The 18,012-nt window shown below is 68.0% G+C and carries 14 protein-coding genes; 6 read left to right on the top strand and 8 right to left on the bottom strand.

The annotated features are described in order from the left end of the window. Positions 1-192: 192 nt before the first annotated feature. A complete protein-coding gene (locus tag AC0KS4_RS04395; RefSeq protein ID WP_238958096.1) occupies positions 193-1,395 on the bottom strand; it encodes an adenylate/guanylate cyclase domain-containing protein in 1,203 nt (400 codons plus the stop codon). On the opposite strand from AC0KS4_RS04395, the gene AC0KS4_RS04390 reads away from it, so the two are divergent. Next, positions 1,358-1,879, top strand: a complete 522-nt coding sequence (locus AC0KS4_RS04390; RefSeq protein ID WP_238958097.1) for a DNA-deoxyinosine glycosylase — start codon at positions 1,358-1,360, stop codon at positions 1,877-1,879. The two genes, AC0KS4_RS04395 and AC0KS4_RS04390, sit on opposite strands and share 38 nt — an antisense overlap. 30 nt (positions 1,880-1,909) lie before the next feature. Here AC0KS4_RS04390 and AC0KS4_RS04385 read toward each other — a convergent pair whose 3' ends face one another. Further along, positions 1,910-3,298 carry an amidase gene (locus tag AC0KS4_RS04385; RefSeq protein ID WP_308193105.1) on the bottom strand — a complete coding sequence of 463 codons (1,389 nt, stop codon included), beginning with the start codon at positions 3,296-3,298 and terminating at the stop codon, positions 1,910-1,912. An 83-nt stretch (positions 3,299-3,381) separates the two neighbouring features. Between AC0KS4_RS04385 and AC0KS4_RS04380 the strand changes: the two genes are divergently transcribed. Both AC0KS4_RS04380 and AC0KS4_RS04375 read left to right on the top strand, forming a co-directional pair. Beyond that, the gene (locus tag AC0KS4_RS04380; protein WP_225329968.1) at positions 3,382-3,816 is read left to right on the top strand and encodes an HIT family protein; all 435 of its coding nucleotides are present in this window, start codon (positions 3,382-3,384) and stop codon (positions 3,814-3,816) included. 148 nt (positions 3,817-3,964) lie between these two features. Then, positions 3,965-7,897 carry a bifunctional diguanylate cyclase/phosphodiesterase gene (locus tag AC0KS4_RS04375; protein ID WP_238958381.1) on the top strand — a complete coding sequence of 1,311 codons (3,933 nt, stop codon included), beginning with the start codon at positions 3,965-3,967 and terminating at the stop codon, positions 7,895-7,897. Between the two features lie 7 nt (positions 7,898-7,904). On the opposite strand, the gene AC0KS4_RS04370 is transcribed toward AC0KS4_RS04375, so the two are convergent. Genes AC0KS4_RS04370 through AC0KS4_RS04360 form a run of 3 tightly spaced genes read right to left on the bottom strand, consistent with a single transcriptional unit; the run spans position 7,905 to position 10,945 of the window. Beyond that, entirely contained in the window at positions 7,905-8,936 is a 1,032-nt protein-coding gene (locus AC0KS4_RS04370) for an LLM class flavin-dependent oxidoreductase (protein ID WP_238958098.1), read from the bottom strand. 45 nt (positions 8,937-8,981) lie between these two features. Beyond that, a complete protein-coding gene (locus tag AC0KS4_RS04365) occupies positions 8,982-10,112 on the bottom strand; it encodes an FAD-binding protein (RefSeq protein WP_238958099.1) in 1,131 nt (376 codons plus the stop codon). Beyond that, positions 10,109-10,945 carry a uracil-DNA glycosylase gene (locus AC0KS4_RS04360; RefSeq protein WP_238958100.1) on the bottom strand — a complete coding sequence of 279 codons (837 nt, stop codon included), beginning with the start codon at positions 10,943-10,945 and terminating at the stop codon, positions 10,109-10,111. Before AC0KS4_RS04360 ends, AC0KS4_RS04365 begins: the two co-directional genes overlap by 4 nt. Before the next feature lie 65 nt (positions 10,946-11,010). Between AC0KS4_RS04360 and AC0KS4_RS04355 the strand changes: the two genes are divergently transcribed. The 3 genes from AC0KS4_RS04355 to AC0KS4_RS04345 all read left to right on the top strand — a co-directional run bounded on the left by AC0KS4_RS04355 (position 11,011) and on the right by AC0KS4_RS04345 (position 14,336). After that, a complete protein-coding gene (locus AC0KS4_RS04355) occupies positions 11,011-12,378 on the top strand; it encodes an FAD-binding oxidoreductase (RefSeq protein ID WP_238958101.1) in 1,368 nt (455 codons plus the stop codon). Positions 12,379-12,513: 135 nt separating this feature from the next. Beyond that, positions 12,514-13,755, top strand: a complete 1,242-nt coding sequence (locus AC0KS4_RS04350) for a cytochrome P450 (protein ID WP_238958102.1) — start codon at positions 12,514-12,516, stop codon at positions 13,753-13,755. Next, positions 13,755-14,336, top strand: a complete 582-nt coding sequence (locus AC0KS4_RS04345; RefSeq protein WP_238958103.1) for a TetR/AcrR family transcriptional regulator — start codon at positions 13,755-13,757, stop codon at positions 14,334-14,336. Before AC0KS4_RS04350 ends, AC0KS4_RS04345 begins: the two co-directional genes overlap by 1 nt. A gap of 25 nt (positions 14,337-14,361) precedes the next feature. On the opposite strand, the gene AC0KS4_RS04340 is transcribed toward AC0KS4_RS04345, so the two are convergent. From AC0KS4_RS04340 to AC0KS4_RS04330, 3 genes are all read right to left on the bottom strand, one after another. Continuing rightward, positions 14,362-15,078 (bottom strand): siderophore-interacting protein, encoded by a 717-nt coding sequence (locus tag AC0KS4_RS04340; RefSeq protein WP_225329975.1) that lies wholly within the window; start codon positions 15,076-15,078, stop codon positions 14,362-14,364. Between the two features lie 66 nt (positions 15,079-15,144). Next, positions 15,145-16,284 (bottom strand): acyltransferase family protein, encoded by a 1,140-nt coding sequence (locus tag AC0KS4_RS04335; RefSeq protein WP_225329976.1) that lies wholly within the window; start codon positions 16,282-16,284, stop codon positions 15,145-15,147. Further along, positions 16,281-17,984 (bottom strand): DEAD/DEAH box helicase, encoded by a 1,704-nt coding sequence (locus AC0KS4_RS04330; RefSeq protein ID WP_225329977.1) that lies wholly within the window; start codon positions 17,982-17,984, stop codon positions 16,281-16,283. Before AC0KS4_RS04330 ends, AC0KS4_RS04335 begins: the two co-directional genes overlap by 4 nt. Positions 17,985-18,012: the final 28 nt, after the last annotated feature.

The following is an 18,012-nucleotide window of genomic DNA, read 5'->3' as shown; positions in this document are numbered from 1 at the left end:
GCCGGACCCGAAAAACCGTTGATCCGGGCTGTTCGACGGCGTATTTTGGGTAGCGAAGCAGGCCCGGGAAGCGACCAATTCGAAGTGCCGGAACACGGGGTAGGAATCCGGCCGCGTAGGACACGCGTAAGACGGAGTCAGACGCCCCCTAGAGTCGCACCGGGCCTGCCCATACCGGCACCGCCGCGGCCGTCAGTCGTCGGCGTCGCCCCGCCGGATGCGGAACAGTTTGACCTCGCCCTTGATGCCCTTGAGGTGGCGGGAACCCGCGAACGATGCCGAAAACTCACCGCGCTCCCCAATGACGTCCCACACCGAATCCGCCGCCAGCACCGTGCCCGGGCGCGCCACGCCCGTGACACGGCTCGCCACGTTGACCGGACTGCCGAACCAATCGCCCGCCCGGCTCACCGCCATGCCGGAGGCCACGCCCGCCCGCAACCGAGGGAAGTCGTTGTCGGAATCGACCGCTTCGACTAGTTTCACGACGACGTCGAGCAACGGTTGCGGCTCGGGGCAGACGAACATCACCGCGTCACCGATGGTCTTGATGAAACGCACCGGAGGAACGGTCATGTCGCGGGCGAGGATGGCCAGCCGGTTGGCCAAATGCCCCAGCTCTTCGGGCGTGACCGCCTCACCGATCCGGGTGAAGCCGACCAGGTCGGCGAAGGCGACGCTGATTTGGCGCGCGCCCGGCAGCGGCTCGCCGGCGGCGCGCTCCGCGGCGTTGACCGCTTCAGTCTCCAGCATGTGGCGCAGCTGCATGAACAACATGTGCTGGATCATCGGGCCCACCATGGGCGCGATTTTGGTCACCAAAGCCTTTGACGCTTGGGCGATTTCGAGCTCGCTGGCACCCGGGCGCATGATCGCCGAAAGCGCCGAATACCGCATCACCTCGGCGGTGCGCGACAGACCTTCGGCGAGCACCCGAACCACGAGAACCACGTGCTCGGGGTCCAGTCCCAGCTCGACGAACCGCTGGGTGAAGGCGGCGGCCTCGCCGTCGGCGCGCATGTGAACGGCCGCGTCGGGGTCGTCGACGCGGACCAGACCGATGGCGCGCTGCACTCGCTGCAGCAATCCCAGGTCGATGCCGTGGGTTTCGCTGATCTCCCGCGTCGACACGTACGTGCCGTCGTCGCCGATGATGTGGCGGGTGGCCAGCAACAGAGGCGGATTGGTCGCCCGGATCTCCTCGGCGGTGATGCCCTGTTCGAGCAGCCACTGCACCAGTTCGGCCCGTTCCGTGCGCGCGGTTCCCTCGAGCCCTTCGAGCAGGTCTTCGATGGTGTGGTCGTCCCCGTCGTGCACGTCGCCAACGTACAACGCGGGGGCGTCATGATGTGGGGTGATGAGCACACCGTTGCTGCGGGGATTCCCGCCGGTCATCGACGAGCGCGCCAGGACGTTGATCCTGGGATCGTTTCCCAGTGCGCAATCACTGGTGGCGGGCCAGTACTACGCCAATCCGCGCAACGCGTTCTGGTCGATCACCGGCGAGCTCTTCGGCTTCGATACCGCCGCGCCCTACGACAGGCGCCTGGCCGAACTGCAATCCCACGGAATTGCGCTCTGGGATGTGCTTCACGCGTGTCGTCGCCGCGGCAGTTCCGACTCAGCCATCGACCCAACCAGCCTGGCGGTCAACGACTTCGGCGAGCTGTTCGCCGACTACCCCGCCCTCACGACGGTGTACTTCAACGGCGTCAAGGCCGCGGAGCTCTACCGCAGGCGGGTGGCATCGCCTAGCGAGATCCGGTGCACCCGGCTGCCGTCGACCAGCCCGGCCCACGTGATGCGGCCGGGCGCGAAGCTCGCGGCGTGGGCAGTGATCGCGGAGGCGCCGCCGGGCGAAGCGGGTCGGCGCGCGTAGATCCAGCCGATCGCGGAGGCTGGGCCGCTCTTATGACACCGGCGGCCGGCGAAGGGCCCACGGTCGAGCGGCTTCGATCTGCGCCGACAGCGACAACAGCGTCGCTTCGTCATAAGGCCGGCTGACGAGTTGCACCGACATCGGCATACCGTCTGCGTCCAAGTCCCACGGAACCACCGCCGCGGGCTGTCCGGTCAGGTTCCAGACCTGTTGGTAGGGAACGTATTGCCCCACTCTCAGCAGTGTCGACACGGCACCGCGCCGTTGATAGGCGCCGATACGGGATGGGCCCGTTGCTGTTCCGGGCGTGACGACGACGTCGACATCGTCGAAGATCGCCTGGATCCGCGAGACCACGGCTCCTTCGGCCGCCCGGAGGGACTCCATCCGGCGGTCCGAGAAGAACGATCCCAAGCGGGCCATGTTGCGGGTGCGTGATTCCAAGCGTTCCGGATGAGCCAGGGCGTCCGCGTCGTCGCAGATGCCGCGCAAGTAGCGGGGCAGGTAGTTGGTGAGGATCGCCGAGGCCGGATATTCCGGGTCGGCCGTGATGACGTCATGCCCGAGATCGCGAAGCAACGCGCCGGCCTGGTCGACCGCGGCCAACTCTCGCTTGCCGACCCGAACCGGCAGCGGCGTTGGGACCTTGGTGCTCAACGCAATTCGTAGCCGGCCGGGGCTGCGCGTCGCCGCGGCCACGAACTCCCCCTCCGGGCCGGGCACCGTCGAGGTCGCGTCCAGGAACAAGGCCGCGTCGATCACCGTGCGGGCGATCGGGCCGTTGACGCTCAACCCGTACCAGGCGTCGTCGTGGGGTTCCAGCGACACCCGATCGCGTTGCGGCTTCAGGCCGAACACGCCGCACCAGGTCGCCGGGATGCGAATCGACCCGCCCCCGTCGGACCCCAACGCCAGCGGAGCCAGCCCGGCCGCGACCGCGGCGGCGCTGCCGCCGCTGCTGCCGCCCGGCGTGCGCCTGGGATCCCACGGATTGCGGGTAGCTCCGAACGTCAGCGACTCGGTATACGGCAGCATCATCAGCTCGGGCACATTGGTTTTGCCGACGATGACGGCGCCCGCGGCGCGCAACCGCCGCACCACCTCCGCGTCGGAGCTCACCGCAGGCCGGTGCCCGCCGCTACCGAAGGTCGTCACCTCCCCGGCCACGTCGACGTCGTCTTTGATCGCGATCGGCACACCGAGCAGCGGCAGCCGTTCACCCGCGTCCAGGCGGTCCTGCGCCACGGCGGCCTCGTAGCGGGCTTGGTCGGCGAGCACCACGCGGTAACACCGCAGCTGGCTGTCCAGCTGCGCGATCCGCTCCAGGTAGACCTCGAGCAATTCCGGTGCGGTCAGTTCACCGTTGGCCAGCATGCGCGCCTGCGCCGCCGTGCCGGCGAAGGCGAGATCGTCGCTCACTGCGGCAGCGTAACCCCGTAAACGGGCCGGGCCCTGGCTGGTCCCGGCGGGGTTGCGGCGCAGCAACAAGTACCGTGGGCGACATGTCCTGCGTGTTCTGTGCGGTCGTCGCCGGGGAAGCTCCGGCCATCCGGATCTACGAAGACGACGACTACCTGGCGATCCTCGACATCCGCCCGTTCACTCGCGGCCACACGCTGGTGGTGCCCAAGCGGCACAGCGTCGACCTCACCGACACCGCACCGGAAACGCTGGCCGGGATGGTCACCCTGGGCCAACGCATCGCCCGGGCCGCGCGCACGACGGAATTGGCCGACGCGACCAACATCGCCATCAACGACGGCAGCGCGGCCTTTCAGTCGGTGTTCCACATCCACTTGCACGTCTTGCCGCGCCGCAACGGCGACAAGCTGTCGGTGGCCAAAGGAATGCTGCTGCGCCGCGACCCGGACCGCGACGCCACCGGCCAGATTCTGCGCAACGCGCTGGCCCGTATCGACGCAAGTCAGCCGGACTAGGCTCGGCGCCCGCCGCCGCTCGGTGGGCAGGGGCCGCACCAACCTGGCAAAAGCCACACTCAGCGCACATCCGCAGCGGTTTAATGCCCTGTAACTCGTGGTGAAGTTGTTCGTTTTCACCACACAGCAGGGGAGCGGCTGGAGCGGCATGAAACGGCGGGCGGTGAATCCGTGGCGGCGGTCGGGGGTGCCCGCGCCCGCCGGGTGGCTCCTCGTCGCCGTATACGGCGTAGCCGGGTTGTTGATCGTGCTGTCGTCGTTCTGGGGATGGCGCGGCCCGTACGGGACGCACCCGGTCAATGGGTTCGTCATCGCGATGTGCCTTGCCGTCGCGGCGGCATACGCCGGGCGCGCGGCCCGCTCCAAGCCCCCGCGGCAACGATACGGCTGGCTGGCGCTGGTCGCGGCCCTGCTCGGTTGGGCGGCCGGGGAGGTCATCTGGGCGGTTTATGACGTGCGGCCGGAATTCGACCACGCCACCCACCCCGCGGCGACAGAGTTCGTGCTGCTGCTGTGGCCGGTCGGCGCCATGACGTCGTTGGTGCTGCTGTCCCAGTTGTCTCGCAACAGTCCCCGGCGTCTGCTTCTCGACGGTCTCATCGTGGCGACGTCGCTGTTCGTCATCGCCTGGGTGTTCGTGGTCGAAGCGCAGCTGCAAAAGCATTCCGGTGCACGGCTGGTGACCTCGGCGGAGGTCTTCGCCGACATCATCCAGGTGACGACGGCGATCCTGATGCTGTCCCGGGCTCGTCCCGGTGACCGGCCGAGCCGCACCCTGCTCGCCGGTGGCGTCGCGACCATCTGCCTCGCCGACATGGCGCTGGTCTTCTATACCGGCATCGCCAGCTATCACACGGGCGGTGTCGGTGACCTGATCCGCGTGGCCGGGCTGGCGTTGTTGGCGCTCGCGGCGCTGTCCGCGGTGCACGAGGGTCCCGCGCCGGCATCGCCGGATGAGATCGAATTCCGGGCCCGGCTGTGGCTGCCCTACTTGCCGTTGATCCTCGCCGCCGCGGCGGTCTGGGCACACGCGGCGGGAAATTCGCTGCACGATCCCATGCTGGCCGCGCTGGGCGTACTGGTGGCCGCCGTCCTGGCCCGCCAATTCGTCGTCCTGGTCGACAACCAGCATCTGTTGTCGGAAGTCGCGCGGGAAGCTTTTCGTGACAACCTGACCGGTCTGGCGAATCGGGCCCTCTTCCTGCAGCGCCTGGAACAGGCGGTGGCGCGCCGGCATCCCAACGGCATGCCCATCGCGGTGTTGTGCCTGGACCTCGACAACTTCAAGGCGGTCAACGATGCCCTGGGGCATCCCGCCGGCGACGAGCTCCTCATCCGGGTGGCCGGGCGGCTCACCGCGGCGTTGGGGGAAGCCGGCACCATCGCCCGCCTTGGTGGCGACGAATTCGCGGCCGTCATCGAGGCTTCCGTCACGGAATCGCAGGCGGCCGCGCATCGGATCCTCGACGCCTTCACCGGGGCCATTCTGATCGACGGCATTCCGATCACCGTCCGGCCCAGCATCGGATTCACGGTGTGCACCGGCGCGTCGGCCTGCACGGTCGATCAGCTGCTGCGGCATGCCGACCTCGCCATGTACGCCGCCAAACGCGAAGGCGGGCAATGCATCCGCAGCTTCATGCCCGACCGGCCGCTGCCGTATGCCTTTCCGCCGTCTCCCGGTTCGCAGGATTCCGCGGTTGCGTCGCGTGTCGCCGTCAGCGCCGAGGCGACACCGCCGCCGCCCGTGTCCGACGTCGCGACAACACCCACGACCTCGCCCGCCGCCGATGTCGCGCAAGCCCCCCGTCGACCGCCGAGCGTTGTCCAGGCCGGCTTCGCGGTGCTGGCCATCGGGGTGATCGCCTTCGCCGCGTCCAGCGTCGTACATCCGGATACGGGACATGGCATGTTCTCGGCCACGACGCTGTATTCGGCGCTGAACGTGTTGGCGGCCGGTCTGGTTGCCCTTCGCGTGTGCCGCGTCCCGGGCGACCGCTTGGCGTGGTCACTGATCGCCGCCGCTATGGCGTTCTCGGCCGCGGGCGACATCGTCTACGCCGTGTGGGTGCCCAACGGTCGGTCCCCGTCGGTGGCCGACCCGGTGTACTTGGCGTACTACCCCTTGGTCTACGCGGGGCTGCTGCTGCTCATGCGGGCACGGTTCAAGCGGCTGCCGATCCCGATCCAGCTCGACTCGCTGGTGTGCGCCCTGACGTTGGCGGCGGTGGCCGTGGCCTTGACCGAGGGCCCCATGCGCGCGGCGACGTTACGCACACCGGCGACGGTTTGGATGGGCCTGGTCTACCCCTGGATCGACCTGGTGCTCCTGGCCCTGGCCGCCGGCATGTTGCCAATACTCGGTTGGCGCAATGAATTTCGTTGGGCTCTGCTGGTGGCCGGGTTGGTCTTGTTTGCGGTGGCGGACGGGGCGTATCTGTTCCAGACGACCGCCGGCTCGTATCGGGTCGGCACCTTGCTGGATGCCTGCTGGCCGGCGTCGTCGTTACTCATCGCGATGGCCAGCTGGTCCCCTTCGTCGCCGGCGGCGCCATTGCCCAAGTACCGATTCAGCCCGTATATCACCCCGGCGATGACCTCGGTTGTCGCACTGGGAGTGATTGTCCTGGCGCATCATTCGCGACCAGCCGCGACGCTGGCGGCGTTGAGCCTGGTCGTGGCGACGGGGCGGTTCTCGCTGACCTTCCGCGACGTGAGCCTGCTGCACACGCACGGCAAGCACGCCATGACCGACGAGTTGACCGCGCTGCCGAACCGGCATTCACTGGCGGCGGCGCTGACCGCGTTGCCCGCTTCGGCGTCGCCGGGGCCGTCGTCGCTGCCAAGCAAAGCGCACGCGCGGCGGGCATTGTTGTTGTTGAGCCTCAGCGATTTTCGCGAGATCACCGACTCGATCGGTCGCCAATTCGGCGATGAGTTGCTGTGCCATATCGCAAACCGATTGTCCGGCAGCGTCCGCCGCGACGACATGCTTGCGCGGGTCGGTGATGACCAATTCGCCGTGCTGCTCTCGGACGGGGCCAACCTCACCGCCGCCAGCGCCCAGGCGGGCCGGCTGCTGGAGTCGTTGAGCGAGCCGATCGCCCTGGATCCGATCACCGTCCAAGTCGAAGGCCGCATCGCCATCGCGCTGTGTCCCGACCACTGCGACCGCCCGCAGGAGCTGCTGAGCCGCGCCGAAACCGCGATGGCGCACGCCAAATCCGCCCGCAGCAAGATCGCGGTGTACGACTCGTCGTTCGAGGCTTATCGGAACAACGACCCCGACCTCATCGAGGACCTGCGCACGGCATTGTTCGACACCGACGAGCTGAGATTGCACTACCAACCCAAGATCGACGGGCGCGACGGCAGCGTTCACAGCGTCGAGGCGGTGCTGCGCTGGCAGCACCCCACCCGCGGAACCCTGCTGCCCGAGGAGGTTCTGCCCATCGCCGAACGCGCCGGACTGATGCGCAAGATCTCCAACCGCACGCTGAGCATGGCTCTCAAACAGGTCCGGTGCTGGCGTGAGCAGGGCATCACGCTCACCGTCGCGGTGAACCTGTCGACGACCAACCTGCTCGACATCGAGCTCGTCGGTACCGTCGAGCGGCTGCTCGCAAATTATGACCTGCCCGCAGACGCGCTCATCCTCGAGATCACCGAGAGCGCGCTGATGGATTCCGCGCGATCCCGCAACACCGTCGCCGCATTGCAACGCCTGGGAATTCGCATATCGATCGACGACTACGGCACCGGCTGGTCGTCATTGGCTCGCCTGCAAGAGGTTTCGGTCGACGAGCTCAAACTCGACCGGATTTTCGTAACCCGCCTGGCCCACGACACGCGATCGGTCGCCATCGTGCGCTCGACCGTGGCGCTCGCGCACAACCTGGGCGCCGACCTGGTCGCCGAGGGCGTCGAAAACGAGACCACGCTGAACGCCCTGCACCGCTATGGCTGCATGATCACCCAGGGTTTCGTGCACAGCCCGCCCATGCCTCCGGAAGAGTTGCGGCACTGGATGGCCGACAACGCACCCGAACCCCGCCCCAGCCAGTCCAACCCGCGGGCCTGAGCGGGGCTCAGAACAACTCTTTGGCCAGCAGCTCCAGCGTCGCGACGCGCGCCGGTGCGGCGTCGGGGTCGGTGCCGCGGCGGGCCGAAGCCACCGGGTTCACCATCACCTCGTCGACGCCGAACCCTTTGGCAAGCGCCCGGATCTGCTCGGCGGCCTCCGCCGGCGCACCCAGGACGGCCCGTCGCAGACCACTCTCGACGATCCCCTGCTGCGGTCCCGTCAGCTCGGCCGTCGCCGCCTCCTCCACCAGCGGCACCGGCCCAAGCGGCTGCCCGGTGCGCAGCCTGGCCATCATCTGCAGGTTGGGCAACATCAACGCCGTTGCCTCCTCCCGGGTTTCGGCCACCGCCGCGTTGACCGTCAAAAACGTCCGCGGCTCGGCGGCCACGGCACTGGGCTTGAAGCGGGAGCGGTAAACCTCGAGCGCCTCTTCGGTTCCCCTGCCGGAGAAGTGATGTGCGAAGACGTACGGCAACCCCTTGGCGGCGGCCAGATGCGCCGAATACATCGACGAACCCAGTAGCCACAGGCGCGGTTCGGTCGCGGCGGCCGGGGTGGCCTTGAGCGTGTAGTCGCCGGAGCGCAGCGCAACCCGCACGCCGCGCGCGCTCATCAGCGCCGCCACGTCGTCGAGGTATTCGGGGAAGTTCTCGATGTCCCGACCGTCATGCCCACCCCGCAGCGCATATGAGGTCACCGGGTCGGATCCCGGCGCCCGGCCGATGCCGAGGTCGATGCGACCCGGGGCGGCCGCCTCCAGCAGCGCGAATTGTTCGGCCACCGCCAGCGGCGCGTGGTTGGGCAGCATCACCCCGCCCGAGCCGAGCCGTAGCTGCGAGGTCTGCGGGGCAAGATAGGCGAGCACCACCGGCGGGCTGGTGGCGCCGACCGAAGGCATGTTGTGGTGCTCGGCGACCCAGTAGCGGGTAAAGCCCAACCGATCCGCGGCCTGCGCCAGCTGCACGGTGGCCGCCAGGGCGTCGCCGGTCGTCTGGTCGGTGCGCACCGGGATGAGATCAAGGACGGAAAGACGCACGATGGCGTCAACGTGTGCGGCCCGGCAAACGTTCCCGAACCCGCCCTAGTAGTCCTTGAGGGTGATCGAGGAGACGATACGGTCGAACACCTCTTGCGGAATCGGTGCGCCGCCCGGAATGTTGTCCACGACCAGCCACTGGTTGCGCTGGACGTAGTCACCGAACTCGCGCTGGTAGTCGGCGAATCCGCGTTCGTAATCGGCTGTCCCGTCCTGGGAGGCGGACTTGAGCTCGCCGGCCAGCACGTAGGCGCCCAGCAGCGCGACGCTGGTTCCCTGACCCGACAGGGGCGAGCAGCAGTACCCGGCGTCGCCGACCAGCGCCACCCGGCCGCGTGACCAGCGGTCCATCTTGATCTGCGACATCTCGTCGAAGTAGAAATCCGGCGCGGTCCGCATGTACTCCAGCAGTTGCGGGCGGATCCATCCTTCACCGGCCATCCGCCGCTCCAGCTCGCCGAATTGGGCCTCGGTGTCGCGGTAGTCGATCCGCAGCTCTGGCTCCATGAAACCCAACATGGCCCGGGCCTCGGCGTTGTTACGCGCGCTGTAGATCCCCGCCATGGTGGAGTCCCCGTAGTGCCACATCTGCCAGTAATCCAGGTCCAAGAAATTGGGCACGGTGAAGATCGCCGCGTGCGTGCCCAGCCGCTCGATGAAATTCTCCTCCGGCCCGAACACCAATCGCCGTACGTTGGAGTGCAATCCGTCGGCACCGATGACGAGGTCGAATTCGCGTGGCGCGGCGCGCTCGAAGGTGACGCGGACGGCCGCACCAACGTCCTCCAGCGCGGTGATGCTGTCGTCGAAAAGGTAGTCGGTGGTCCATTGGCTTGCGCCGTAAAGCAATTCGACCAAGTCGTCGCGCAGCAGTTCGATGTCGGGACTGTCGATGCGTCCGCCGGTCGGAGTCGACTCGGTGTCGCGGGACAGTTCATTGCCGTCACGGTCGACGACGGAGGAGCCGCGGATTTGCGTCCTGCGCTTCTCGGCGGCGGCCAGCAGCCCCATGCGGTCGAGTACGGTCAGCGCCGGGCCGCGCACGTCGATCGCCTGGCCGCCCGGGCGCGGCCCGCGATGACGCTCCACCACCGTCACCGAATGGCCGTGCCGCCCAAGCCAAAACGCGGCCGCCGTGCCCGCCACGCTGGCACCGGAAACCAGAACCTCGCTCACTTGATCCCTGCCAGTTCTTTCGCGTCGCGGAAGACGTCGTCAAGCATTGCTGGAGTCAACCTACCGGTGAACATGTTTTGCTGGCTCGGGTGGTAGCAGCCGAGCAACCGCACGCCGGGCGCCAGGTCGGCAACGACGCCGTGACCGAACCGGGGCTTGCGCCCCGCTCTTGTAGCGGAGGGACCCGGCAGCCGCAGCGCGATCTGCCACCCGAAACCTCCGAGGGCCACGACCACGCGAACGTGGTCGGCCACCAGCTGCCATTCGGCTTGCAGCCAGGGCCAGCAGGTGTCCCGCTCGGTCGGGGTCGGGGCGTTGGCGGGCGGCGCGCACCGCACCGGGGCGACGATGCGAATCTGCTTGGTCTGCAAGCCATCCGCGGCGTCGACGCTGGTCGGCTGGTTCACCAGTCCGGCCCGGTACAGCGCCGCGTACAACTGGTCGCCCGAGCGGTCGCCGGTGAACATCCGGCCGGTGCGGTTGGCGCCGTGCGCGGCGGGCGCCAGCCCGACGATCAACAGCCGGGGCCGCGCCGCTCCCCAGCTGGGCACCGGCCGGCCCCAATACGGTTGGTCGGCGAAGGCCCGCCGTTTGATGAGCGCGACCTCCTCGCGCCAATCGACCAACCGCGGGCAGGCCCGGCACACGCTGACCAGGGCGTCGAGTTCGGGGATCGAGGTGGCGCGTTGCGCGAGCGCGACGACCTGGGCGGCATCGGCCGCTACCGGGGTCTGCGGTGTGGCCGGATCACCCGGCCATCCGGTGCCCGCGCCGACCGGAGAGTCGAACGGCTGGCCGGTACGCGGGTGGTCGAGCACATGAACATCCTGCATTCAGCGGCCACGTCGTGCCGACCCGGGCGCCGTCCGGGGCCGCGACACGGGCTTACTATCGGGCCGTGAGCTCCGACGCCCTGGCCAGCCTGATCGCCGACCTGCCCGACGGGATGGTCGTCACCGATCCCACCGTGACCGAGGGCTATCGCCAGGACCGCGCGTTCGACCCTTCGGCCGGCAAACCGCTGGCCGTGGTCCGGCCGCGGCGCACCGAAGAGGTGCAGACCGTGTTGCGCTGGGCCACAGCGAACCGGGTTCCGGTCGTGCCCCGGGGCGCCGGCAGCGGTTTGTCCGGCGGGGCGACCGCGCTGGATAACGGCATCGTGCTCTCGATGGAGAAGATGCGCGACGTCGCCGTCGACCCGGTGACCCGCACCGCGGTATGTCAGCCCGGGCTGTTCAACGCGGAGGTGAAAAAGGCCGCCGCCGAACACGGCCTGTGGTATCCGCCGGATCCGTCCTCGTTCGAGATCTGCAGCATCGGCGGCAACATCGCCACCAACGCCGGCGGGCTGTGCTGCGTGAAGTACGGCGTCACCACCGACTATGTGCTGGGCATGCAGGTGGTGCTGGCCGACGGCACCGCGGTCCGGTTGGGCGGGCCGCGACTCAAGGACGTCGCGGGCCTGTCGTTGACCAAGCTCTTCGTCGGCAGCGAAGGCACGCTGGGGGTCGTTACGGAGGTGACGCTGCGGCTGGTACCCAAGCAGAACGCGTCCAGCATCGTCGTCGCCAGCTTCGCGTCGGTGCAGGACGCGGTCGACGCGGTGCTCGCCGTCACCGCGCGGCTTCGCCCGTCGATGCTGGAGTTCATGGATTCGACGGCGATCAACGCCGTCGAAGACACCCTGCGCATGGACCTGGATCGCGGGGCGGCGGCCATGCTGGTGGCCGGGTCCGACGAGCGCGGCCGCGCCGGTAGCGAGGACGCCGAGATCATGGCCAAGGTGTTCGCGGAAAGCGCTGCGACGGAAGTGTTTTCGACCGACGATCCCGATGAGGGCGAAGCGTTCGTCGTCGCGCGGCGGTTTTGCATCCCGGCCGTCGAAGCCAAGGGATCGCTGTTGCTCGAGGACGTAGGCGTGCCGCTTCCGGCGCTCGGCCGGCTGGTCACCGGGATCGCGGGCATCGCCGCCGAACGCGACCTGATGATCTCGGTGATCGCGCACGCCGGCGACGGCAACACCCACCCGCTGATCGTCTATGACCCCGCCGACGCCGACATGACCGAGCGCGCGCACCTGGCGTTCGGCGAGATCATGGATCTGGCCGTGGGGCTCGGCGGCACGATCACCGGCGAGCACGGCGTCGGCCGGCTGAAGCGGCCCTGGCTGGCGGGCTATCTGGGGCCGGACGTGATGGACCTCAACCGGCGCATCAAGCAGGCGCTGGATCCGCTCGGCATCCTCAACCCAGGGTCGGGCATCTAGTTCTGGTTTGGCTCGGCGGCGAGCCGCTGGTCGAGCGTGAAGCTGGCCGCACGCTCGGTCCCGAACGTGAAGCTGGCCGCGCTGTCGTCGCCAGCGACGGTTGACATATTGCTACCACTGTCGTACGAATGAGACATGGCTACTGTTATGTCCCAGAACGTGCCGGTCGCATTCCAGCTCGCGACCGCCGCCACCTGGCCGAACCCGTGGCCGATGTACCGCGCCCTGCGCGACCACGATCCCGTGCACCACGTCGTTCCCCCGAAATCCCCCGCGGACGACTACTACGTGTTGTCCCGGCACGCCGATGTGTGGGCCGCGGCACGGGACCACGAAACCTTCTCCTCGGCAAAGGGCCTGACCGTCAACTATGACGATCTGGAATTGATTGGGCTGCAGGACAATCCGCCGTTTGTGATGCAGGATCCGCCAGTGCACACCGAGTTCCGCAAGCTGGTGTCGCGTGGGTTCACGCCGCGACAGGTCGAGGCGGTGGAACCCAAGGTGCGGGATTTCGTCGTCGAGCGCATCGAGGGGTTGCGCGCGGCCGGCGGCGGTGACATCGTCACCGAGCTTTTCAAACCGCTGCCGTCGATGGTGGTCGCGCATTATCTGGGTGTGCCCGAAGAGGATTGGGCGCAGTTCGACGGATGGACCCAGGCGATCGTCGCGGCCAACACCGCCGAGGGCGGCGTCGCGGGCGCGCTGGAAACCGTCGGCGATGCGGTCGGGTCGATGATGGCCTACTTCACCGGCCTGATCGAATGGCGTCGCACCGAACCCGAGGACGACACCATCTCCCACCTGGTTTCTGCCGGCGTCGGAGCCGACGGTGACATCGCCGGCACGCTGTCGATCCTCGCCTTCACGTTCACGATGGTCACCGGCGGCAACGACACCGTCACCGGGATGCTCGGCGGGTCGATGCCATTGCTGCACGAGCGGCCCGACCAGCGAAAGCTTCTGGTGGACAACCCCGAATTGATCACCGACGCCGTCGAAGAGTTGCTACGGATGACCTCACCGGTCCAGGGGTTGGCGCGCACGACCACCCGCGACGTGACGATCGGCGACACCACCATTCCCGCCGGGCGTCGGGCGCTGCTGCTGTACGGGTCGGCCAACCGCGACGAACGCCAATACGGGCCGGACGCCGCCGAACTCGACGTGACGCGATGCCCGCGCAACATTTTGACGTTCAGCCACGGAGCGCACCACTGCCTGGGCGCCGCCGCGGCCCGGATGCAGTCCCGGGTGGCGCTCACCGAACTGCTGGCGCGGTGTCCGGACTTCGAGGTCGACGAGGCGGGCATCGTCTGGGCCGGCGGCAGTTACGTGCGGCGGCAGCTGTCGGTGCCGATCCGAATGCGGTCCTGATGGCGGGTAACGACTGGCTTTCCTCGCGCCGCAACGAGGCGGCCGTCGACCGGATACTCGACGCGGCGGAGGAGCTTTACACCGTGCGCGACTCGGGTTCGATCGGCATGAACGAGATCGCCAGGGCCGCGGGGTGTTCCCGCTCGACGCTGTACCGGTACTTCGAGAACCGCGAGGCTCTGCGCACCGCCTATGTGCACCGTGAGACCCACCGACTGGGCCGCGAGATCCTCGCGCGCACCGGCGGCATCGAGGACCCGCACGAACGGCTGATCGTGAGCATTCTCGTCACCTTGGGGATGGTGCGCGAGAGTCCCGCGCTTGCGTCTTGGTTCGCGACGAGCCGCCCGCCGGTCGGCGGCGAGTTGGCAGGCCAGTCCGACGTCATCGCGGCCCTGGCGGCGGCGTTCCTGCACTCCCTGGGGGCCGACGATCCCGCGATCGTCGAGCGCCGGGCGCGCTGGGTGGTCCGGGTGATCGTGTCGATGCTGATGTATCCGGGCCGCGACGATAACGAGGAGCGGGCGATGATCGAGGAGTTCGTCGTCCCGATCATCGCCCCGGCAAGCGCCCGCCGCTAGCTGGCAGCCGTCCCCCTCTCCTTCATCAGGCCACCCAATAGGCTTGCGCCTTAATCGATTTGCGCGGGATACCGAAGTCCTCCCGCAACGCTTTGGCAACCGAGCGGGTGGTGCGGTTGTCGCAGGCCACCCAACCGAAGTGGTCCCCGGCGTCAAAGGCCGCCGACCGCACCGCCTCCAGCAAGGCCTGACCGGCATCCTTGCGGTCCACCCAGATGACATCGGCGCAACGCGCCACCGGCAGGTCTTTGTCACCCTCGTGGCCCGCCTCCAAGAAGACCCGCGCCGGCACCTCACCGATCGAGGTGAGCAGCGAGTTGATCGCCGGCAGCGACGCGCAGTCCCCGACGATGACGTAGCCGGCTGGGGCCGGATCGGGAACGGCGAACCTGCTGCCGAGCACGGTGGCGTCGATCGTGTCGCCGGGTTGCGCCGTTCGCGCCCACCGCGACGCGGTGCCGTCGTGCAGAGCGAACTCGATGTCCAGTGCGCCGGCCGCCGGGTCAGGGTCCACCAGCGTGTATCCGCGCTGGTGCAGTTTGTCGCCGTCGGCGAACCACAGCCGTACCCACATCGTGGGATGGACCCCGTGTTGGCCGAGCAATCCGCCATCGGCGAAGCTCAGGCGCAGGTAGTGCGGGGTGATCTCGCGGCGGGCGGTCACGGTGAGCCGGTAATCGCCGGCCCCCAGCAGCTTGAGCACCGTGCCGGTCCATCCCCGTGAAGCCTGGTGATCGCTCATGCGTCGGATGCCCTTTCCTCAAGTTGAACGTAGGTAAGGGTAACCTATCTTTGTCGATCTGTGGGCTCAGTCGCGGACGCGCGTGAAACGGTGCAGCAGCCATGCCAACGGGATCGTCAGCACCAGCGTCGCGATGAACAGGTACAGCATCGGCCCGGTGTAGACGCGCGCGCCCACCACGTAGTCCATCGCGAATTCCATGGTGATCAGGTGGATCAGGAAGATTTCGTAGGAGATCTCCCCCAGCCACACCATGGGGCGGCTGGCCAGGAGCCGCGAATACCATCCGTGGTCCCCCAGCGCCAGCGGCGCCACCGCCAGCGCGGCGATCACGGCGTAAAAACAGGTCTTGAACAACGCTTCGCTCAGGGTTGCCGGGGAGGTGGTGGGCGCGCCGGCGATGGGAGTGGAGACGATGAAATAGCTGATGATCGCCAGCGGGATGGCCACGAACCCGTAGCCGCGCACACCCATCTCTTGCAACACCGTGAGCATCATGCCGGCGAGGAACCAGGCCAGGTAGGTAGGCAGCCATAGCCGGGCACCGTCGGGAAACCAGTGATCGGTGTGCACGAGAACCAACCACGCCGGGCTGATCAACAGCATCCCCGCCAGGGCGCCCAGCACCAATTTCGGCTGCCACTGCCGCCGGCAGATCAGCACCAGCAGCAGGTAGGCCAGCAGCGGAAGGATGACGTAGAACGAGGCCTCCACGGCCAGGCTCCACATCTGGGTCAGCCCCTGGTGCAGATACTTGCCCAGGTAGCCGTTGCAGTAGATCTGGGTCAGCGTCAGGTTGCGCGCCAGCCCGAGCCACGAGTGTCCGGGGTTTGGCCCCGCCTCGCGGTAGTGATACAGCACGTAGGCGAACAGCACGGTGATGACGTAGGCGGGCATGATGCGCCGAACCCGGTGCCACGCATAGCGACTCAGCGACGGCGGCGGGCCACCCGTTGCGGCGGATTTCACCCACGGACGGAACAACAGGTAACCGGAGAGCACGAAGAAGATCGGCACCCCGATCTCCATCCGGGAACCGACCAGGCCCCAATAGCCGTGTGTGTATTTGCCGGTGGTGTAGGCCGCGTGGGTGCCGACGACGAGCAGCGCGGCGACGGCGCGGACGCCGGTCAGCGAGGCGACGCGGTCGACGCGGGAGGTCTGCTCGAGCCCGCCCTGGGCGTCCTGTTCTTCAGACAGCGTCATCCGCCGTGTTTCCTGCGCGGTTTCCCGCCGTCGCGGCCGCCGCGGGCCTTGGCGGAGGACCTGTCCGGCTGAAGGTTGATCAACACCCCCGAAATGCGGGTCTGCTCAAGCCTTTTGAACGTCGATTGGGGCAACTTGGCCGGCAGTTCCACCAGCGAGAAATCCGGCCCGATCGAGATGTGGCCGAAATCGCTGCGATGCAGCCCTCCCTCGTTGGCGATGGCGCCCACGATCGCCCCCGGACCGATCTTGTGGCGCTTGCCCACCGCGATGCGGTAGGTGGCGAACGGCCGTGTCGACCTTGGCTTTTCGGGCCGATCGCGCCGTTCGGTGCGCCGCTCGCGTCGCTCGGGCGGAGGTTCGGGTGCCATCAGGAACGCCTCGCCGTCGCGGGACTGCAAGGCCAGCGCGGCGGCGATATCGGCCATCGGGGTGTCGTGCTCGCGTTCGTAGTCCTGGACCAGCTTGCGGAACAGGTCAATGCCGGGGGCCCCGAGCGCGTTGGTGATCGAATCGGCGAACTTGGCCACCCGCTGCGCGTTGACGTCCTCGACGGTGGGCAACTCGGTTTCGGTGAGCGTTTGCCGCGTGGCCTTTTCGATCGCCTTGAGCAGGTGGCGCTCTCGCGGGGAGACGAAGAGCAGCGCGGTTCCCGAACGTCCGGCCCTGCCGGTGCGCCCGATCCGGTGCACGTACGACTCGGTGTCGTGCGGGATGTCGTAGTTGAGCACGTGCGAGATCCGCTCCACGTCGAGCCCGCGCGCGGCCACGTCGGTGGCAACCAGGATGTCGATGCTGCCGTCCTTCAGGGCGGCGACGGTCCGCTCGCGCTGCGCCTGGGCGATGTCGCCGTTGATGGCGGCCGCGGAGAAACCTCGCGCCCTGAGCTTTTCGGCGACTTCCTCGGTGGCCTGTTTGGTCCTGACGAAGATGATCATCGCTTCGAACGGCTCGACTTCGAGGACCCGGGTCAGCGCGTCCATCTTGCGGGGGCCGGCGACCTGGATGTAGCGCTGCGAAATGTTCTCGGCGGTAGCGGTTTTCGCCTTGGTGCTGACCTCGAGCGGATCGTGCAGGTACTTGGTGGTGAGCTTTCGGATCGCGGGCGGCATGGTCGCGGAGAACAAAGCCACCTGTTTGTATTCCGGGGTCTCGGACAGGATGCGGTCGACTTCTTCGGCGAAGCCCATGGTGAGCATCTCGTCGGCCTCGTCGAGCACCAGGTAGTCGACGTGGGACAGGTCCAGCGTCCCCCGTTCGAGGTGGTCGATCACCCGACCGGGCGTCCCGACCACCACGTGGGCGCCGCGGCGCAGCCCGGCCAGCTGCACGCTGTAGGACGAGCCGCCGTAGATCGGCAGCACGTTGATCTTGGGCAGGTGGGCACCGTACCGACTGAACGCCTCGGCAACCTGCAGGGCCAGTTCCCGGGTCGGGGCGAGCACCAGGGCCTGGGTGGCGTTGCTGGTGACGTCGATTTTGGACAGGATCGGGATCGCGAACGCGGCGGTCTTGCCGGTGCCGGTCTGCGCCAGTCCGACGACGTCCGAGCCCGCCATCAGCGCCGGGATCGTCGCGGCCTGGATGCCGGTGGGTGATTCGTAACCGACGTCAGCGACCGCCCGCAGCACCGAAGGGTGGATCTGCAGGTCGGCAAACGTCGGAGAGGCAGCCCCGGTCGAGCTGTCTGAGAGGGTCATCGCCCAAGGAGTCTAGTGGTGACCGGCC

This window comes from Mycobacterium sp. NTMscope_MAC_12 (genome assembly GCF_976985675.1).
Note: the sequence above shows the minus strand (reverse complement) of the source record. Positions and strands in the feature narration are given on the sequence as shown.

Coding starts and splice junctions, on each gene's coding strand:
- AC0KS4_RS04390 (WP_238958097.1), top strand. CDS start 1,358: ATGAGCACACCGTTGCTGCGGGGATTCCCGCCGGTCATCGACGAGCGC.
- AC0KS4_RS04395 (WP_238958096.1), bottom strand. CDS start 1,395: ATGACCGGCGGGAATCCCCGCAGCAACGGTGTGCTCATCACCCCACAT.
- AC0KS4_RS04380 (WP_225329968.1), top strand. CDS start 3,382: ATGTCCTGCGTGTTCTGTGCGGTCGTCGCCGGGGAAGCTCCGGCCATC.
- AC0KS4_RS04375 (WP_238958381.1), top strand. CDS start 3,965: ATGAAACGGCGGGCGGTGAATCCGTGGCGGCGGTCGGGGGTGCCCGCG.
- AC0KS4_RS04360 (WP_238958100.1), bottom strand. CDS start 10,945: ATGCAGGATGTTCATGTGCTCGACCACCCGCGTACCGGCCAGCCGTTC.
- AC0KS4_RS04350 (WP_238958102.1), top strand. CDS start 12,514: ATGGCTACTGTTATGTCCCAGAACGTGCCGGTCGCATTCCAGCTCGCG.
- AC0KS4_RS04345 (WP_238958103.1), top strand. CDS start 13,755: ATGGCGGGTAACGACTGGCTTTCCTCGCGCCGCAACGAGGCGGCCGTC.
- AC0KS4_RS04340 (WP_225329975.1), bottom strand. CDS start 15,078: ATGAGCGATCACCAGGCTTCACGGGGATGGACCGGCACGGTGCTCAAG.
- AC0KS4_RS04335 (WP_225329976.1), bottom strand. CDS start 16,284: ATGACGCTGTCTGAAGAACAGGACGCCCAGGGCGGGCTCGAGCAGACC.
- AC0KS4_RS04330 (WP_225329977.1), bottom strand. CDS start 17,984: ATGACCCTCTCAGACAGCTCGACCGGGGCTGCCTCTCCGACGTTTGCC.